Annotated in this window: 5 protein-coding genes; all 5 read left to right on the top strand. The window is 65.7% G+C overall.

The features are described from left to right. The first annotated feature begins 57 nt into the window (after positions 1-57). Positions 58-846, top strand: coding sequence for an IclR family transcriptional regulator (locus VW23_RS01240; RefSeq protein WP_069907783.1), 789 nt, complete (start codon positions 58-60; stop codon positions 844-846). 10 nt (positions 847-856) lie between these two features. Further along, on the top strand, positions 857-1,168 hold the full coding sequence (locus tag VW23_RS01235; RefSeq protein ID WP_069907784.1) for an L-rhamnose mutarotase: 312 nt from the start codon (positions 857-859) through the stop codon (positions 1,166-1,168). 14 nt (positions 1,169-1,182) lie between these two features. Beyond that, positions 1,183-2,091, top strand: coding sequence for a dihydrodipicolinate synthase family protein (locus VW23_RS01230; RefSeq protein WP_069907782.1), 909 nt, complete (start codon positions 1,183-1,185; stop codon positions 2,089-2,091). A 1-nt stretch (position 2,092) separates the two neighbouring features. Further along, positions 2,093-3,124, top strand: coding sequence for an aldo/keto reductase (locus tag VW23_RS01225; protein ID WP_069907781.1), 1,032 nt, complete (start codon positions 2,093-2,095; stop codon positions 3,122-3,124). 107 nt (positions 3,125-3,231) lie between these two features. Then, on the top strand, positions 3,232-4,557 hold the full coding sequence (locus tag VW23_RS01220; protein ID WP_069907780.1) for a metal-dependent hydrolase family protein: 1,326 nt from the start codon (positions 3,232-3,234) through the stop codon (positions 4,555-4,557). Positions 4,558-4,600: the final 43 nt, after the last annotated feature.

Raw genomic sequence — 4,600 nt, 5'->3', positions numbered from 1 at the left:
GGACAGGGGTGGGGGTCAGCCCGCACCGGCCAATCCGTCCTAGGAGCTGAGACCTAGATGTCGAGCATTACCCGGTCCGTCCAGGCCATGGATCTGCTGGCCCGCAAGGGTCCGCTGGGGGTCCGCGCCGTGGCGCAGCAGTTGCAGCTGCCGCTCGGCTCGGTGCACCGGATGCTGCTCGACCTCAGCGAGGAAGGGGTGGTCGATCGCACCCCGTCCGGCGAATGGGAGCTCAGCTTCCGGCTGCTCGAGATCACCGGGCTGCAGCTCGAGCGCATCGACCTGCCGCGGCTCTGCCGGCCGTTCGCCGAGCAGATCGCCGAGGCCACCCGGGAGACGGTGAACATCAATGCGCTGAGCGGCATGTTCGGGGTGTGCATCGACAAGGTGCGCGGCAACGAGGGAATGCAGCTCGATATGCGTATCGGCTCGCGGGGCCCGCTCAACTGCGGCGGCGCCGGCAAGGCAATGTTGTCCTATATGCCCGAGGCCCGGCAGGAGGAGGTCTACACCCACCCGCTGCCGGCCCTCACCAGCCACACCATCGTCGACGCCAACAGGCTGCGCGAAGAGATCGCCCGCATCCGTGACCGCTTCTACTCGATCGACGACCAGGAAGTGGTGATGGGGGTCTATTGCGTCGCCGTGCCGCTGCTCGATCGCTCCGGCCACTCGGTCGGCGCCATGAGCGTCACCGGCCCGTCGGTGAAAAAGCCCGGCGGCGACAACGTCATGCCGGTGGTCGCCATGCTGTGGGACGCCTGCGAGCATGTGAGCCGCCGGCTCGGCTATGCCGGCGAATGGCCGCCGGTCGCCGCGTCGGCTGCCGCCCGTCGCGCCGGCTGAGGAGAAGACCGTGGTTCGCATCGCCTGGATGATGAAGCTGAAGCCCGGCAACGAGGCGATCTATAAGCAAAAGCACGACGAGATCTGGCCCGAGATGCTCGCGGCGATGCGGCGCGACGGTGTGCGGACGTTCTCGATCTACCGCAACGGGCTCGACCTCTTCGCCTACATGGAGCGCGACAGCGCTCCCGATCCGGCGACCTCGATCAGCGACCTGACCTGGCGCTGGTGGGAGATGATGGCGCCCTACATGGAAACCAATTCCGACTTCTCGCCGGTGCAACGCCCGGTCGAGGAAATGTTCAACTTCGAAAATCGCTGAGAGAGCCATTGTCCATGACCTCCGCCGCCATCAGGGGCGTAGTGCCCATTCTCGTCACGCCATTTCACCCAGATGGCAGTATCGACGAGGAGAGCCTCGCGCGCCTGATCGAGTTCAACGTCGCGGCCGGGGTGCATGGCCTCGGCGTGGCGCTGGGCAGCGAAGTGTTCAAGTTCAACGAAGCCGAACGCGCCCAGATCACCCGCTCGACGATCAAGGCAGTGAACGGCCGCGTGCCGGTGATCATCAACTCGGGCGCCGCCGGCACCGATCTCGCAGTATTCTATTCGCGCGCCGCCGAGGCCGCCGGCGCCGATGCGCTGATGGTGATCCCGCCCTCCTTCATGCCGGTCAGTTCGGACGAAATCTTCGACTACTACAAGGCGATCGACGCCGCGGTCGGCATCCCGATCATCCTGCAGGACGTGCCGCAGGGGCCGATCTCCCCGGGCCTGGCGCTGCGCATCGCCGACGCCTGCCGGAACGTCACCTACATCAAGGTCGAGACCGTGCCGGTTACCGGCAAGGTGCACGCGATGTCGAGTGCGGCGGGCGATCGGCTGACCATTTTCGGCGGCGCCGGCGGCAGCTATTTCATCGAGGAACTGCGGCGCGGCGCGCACGGCACCATGCCGTTCTGCAGCCAGCCCGCCGACTTCGTTGCGGTGTGGGACGCCTTCCAGCGCGGCGATGAAGCCGCGGCGCGGCAGCGCTTCGATGCGACGATCATGGCGGTGAACCGGCTGGGCAACCAGGGCGGCGACATCTTCTACGCTATCCACAAGCAGCTCCTGGTGCGGCGCGGCATCATCCGCCACGCCCTGGTCCGCAGCCCGACCACCGCGGTCGACCCCATCACCCAGCGCGAGATCGACGAGCTGCTGGCGACCATCGTTCCGACCTCGGTGGCCTTCGGAGCCTGAGATGGATCCGTTCGCCCGGCGCCGGCTTGGCCGCACCAGCCTCGAGCTGCCCCGGCTCGGGCTGGGCGGCGCCTCGCTCGGCAACATCTTCAACGTCGTCCCGGAAACCCAGGCTGACGCCACGCTCGACGCGGCCTGGGACGCCGGGGTGCGCTTCTACGACACCTCGCCCTGGTACGGCCGCGGGCTCAGCGAGCACCGGATCGGCCGGGGCCTATACCTCCGCCCGCCGGGCGAGGCGATCGTCTCGACCAAGGTTGGCCGGGTGCTGTTCGCGCCCGATGACGTTGCCGCCTTCGAAGCGAGCGAACGCAGCTGGCCGAACGGGCTGAAATTCCAGCACCGGCACGATTACAGCTATGCCGGGGTGATGCGCAGCTACGAGCAGAGCCTGCAGCGGCTGCGGCGCAACCGCGTCGATGTGCTGGTGATCCACGATCTCGACCTCGCCAATCTCGGCAGCGAGGAATTGGTCAGCCAGCATCTCGACGAGCTCGACGCCGGTGGCGGCATGCGGGCCCTCGAGGAGCTGAAGGCGGCGGGGCTGATCAAGGCCATCGGCGCCGGTGTCAACCGCCTGGGCACCATCCCGCGCTTCCTCGAACGCTTCGAGCTCGATTTCTTCCTCGTGGCGCTGCCCTACACTTTGGCCGAGCAGCCGGTGCTGGATGTCGAGTTTCCGCTTTGCGCAGCGCGCGGCGTCGGCGTGATCATCGGTGGGGTGTTTGCCTCGGGCATCCTCGCCACCGGGCCGGTGCCCGGCGCACGCTACAACTATGCCATCGCCAACGAAGAGCAACTCACCCGCGTTGGCCAGATGCAGGTGGTGTGCGAACGGCACGGCGTGCCCTTGGCCGCCGCGGCGCTGCAATTCACCCTCCATCACCCGCTCGTCGCCTCGGTGATCCCCGGGGCCTTCCACCCCGATCACCCGCGCCGCAACGTCGAGAGCATGCGGGTGGAGATACCGGCGGACTTGTGGGCCGAGCTGAAACACGCGCTCCTGCTACGGGCGGATGCGCCGACGCCTTAGTTGCGATCGTTCTTGTGAAAGATTGAATCTAGATTCTATCGAAGAGATTCCGATCCGATAGTGTTATAGGTGTGATGAGTTTCCAATCGATGTGATGGGAGATCGTCATGCGTCTGACCAGTGCCTTACTGTTTGTTTTCGCCGTGGCAGTGCAATCGCCAGCTATGGCGCAAGTGTCGGAATCAGTTCTGTACGAAAACGTACGGATATTTGATGGACACGGTCCAGAGCTGAGCCCGCCAAGCAATGTGCTGGTCGTCGGCGACAAGATCGAGGCTATCTCGGCCGATCCGATCGAAGCGACCGCCACCACGGTGATCGACGGCGCCGGCCGCGTGCTGATGCCGGGGCTGATCGATGCGCACTGGCACAACATGCTGGTCGGGGTGACGCCGGAAGCCGGGCTGAACAACGATGTCGGCTACAGCACGCTGATTGCTGCCTACCAGGCTGAAAAAACCCTAATGCGTGGTTTCACCACGGTGCGCGACCTCGGCGGCGCTGCCTTCTCGCTGAAACGTGCCATCGACGAGGACTTGATCCCCGGCCCGCGCATCTACCCCTCCGGCGCCATAATTTCGGTGACCAGCGGCCATGGCGATTTTCGCGCGCTGCACGAGCTGCCGCGCAGTGTCGGTGATCTGAGCCGGATGGAACAGCTGGGCATGGCGATGATCGCCGACAGCCCGGACGAAGTGCGGATGCGGACGCGCGAGCAGCTGATGCAGGGCGCCTCGCAGATCAAGCTCACTGCCGGTGGCGGCGTCGCCTCGCCGTTCAGCCCGATCGACGTCTCGACCTTCACCCTCCCCGAACTCAAGGCGGCGGTCGAGGCAGCGGAGAACTGGGGCACCTATGTCGGCGTCCACGCCTATACCTCCGCCGCGATCCAGCGGTCGATCGAAGCTGGCGTCAAGGTGATCGAGCACGCCCACCTGATGGACGAGGCGACGGCGAAACTGATGGCGGAAAAGGGCATCTGGCTCTCGACCCAGCCGTTCCTGCCCGGCTTCGAGGAGGGCATCCCCTTGTCCGACGAGAGCCGCCGGCAATTGATCGAAGTGATCAGCGGCACCGATCGGATCTATGGCTGGGCCAAGCAGTACGGCATCAAGACCGCCTTCGGCACCGACATCCTGTTTTCACCCGAAGCGGCCCAGATGCAGGGGTTGATGGTGACCTGGCTGCAGCGCTGGTTCACCCCGCCGGAAGTCCTCGAAATGGTGACCGCCACCAATGGCGAGCTGCTGCTGCTCTCGGGCCTCCGCAACCCCTATCCGGGCAAGCTCGGCGTGGTGGAAGAGGGCGCTCTGGCCGACCTGCTGCTGGTCGATGGCGATCCGCTCGAGAATATCGGTCTCATCGCCGACCCCGAGAATTTCGTGGTGATCATGAAAGGCGGCAAGCTGTTCCGGAACACGCTGGCGCCGTGAGGCTGGTGTGAGGCGCTCCGTGCAGGAAGAGTACCCCCCACCC

The organism is Devosia insulae DS-56 (assembly GCF_000970465.2).
Classification (GTDB): domain Bacteria; phylum Pseudomonadota; class Alphaproteobacteria; order Rhizobiales; family Devosiaceae; genus Devosia_A; species Devosia_A insulae.
This window is presented reverse-complemented; position numbering and strand designations above follow the sequence as displayed.

Coding starts and splice junctions, on each gene's coding strand:
- VW23_RS01240 (WP_069907783.1), top strand. CDS start 58: ATGTCGAGCATTACCCGGTCCGTCCAGGCCATGGATCTGCTGGCCCGC.
- VW23_RS01230 (WP_069907782.1), top strand. CDS start 1,183: ATGACCTCCGCCGCCATCAGGGGCGTAGTGCCCATTCTCGTCACGCCA.
- VW23_RS01225 (WP_069907781.1), top strand. CDS start 2,093: ATGGATCCGTTCGCCCGGCGCCGGCTTGGCCGCACCAGCCTCGAGCTG.
- VW23_RS01220 (WP_069907780.1), top strand. CDS start 3,232: ATGCGTCTGACCAGTGCCTTACTGTTTGTTTTCGCCGTGGCAGTGCAA.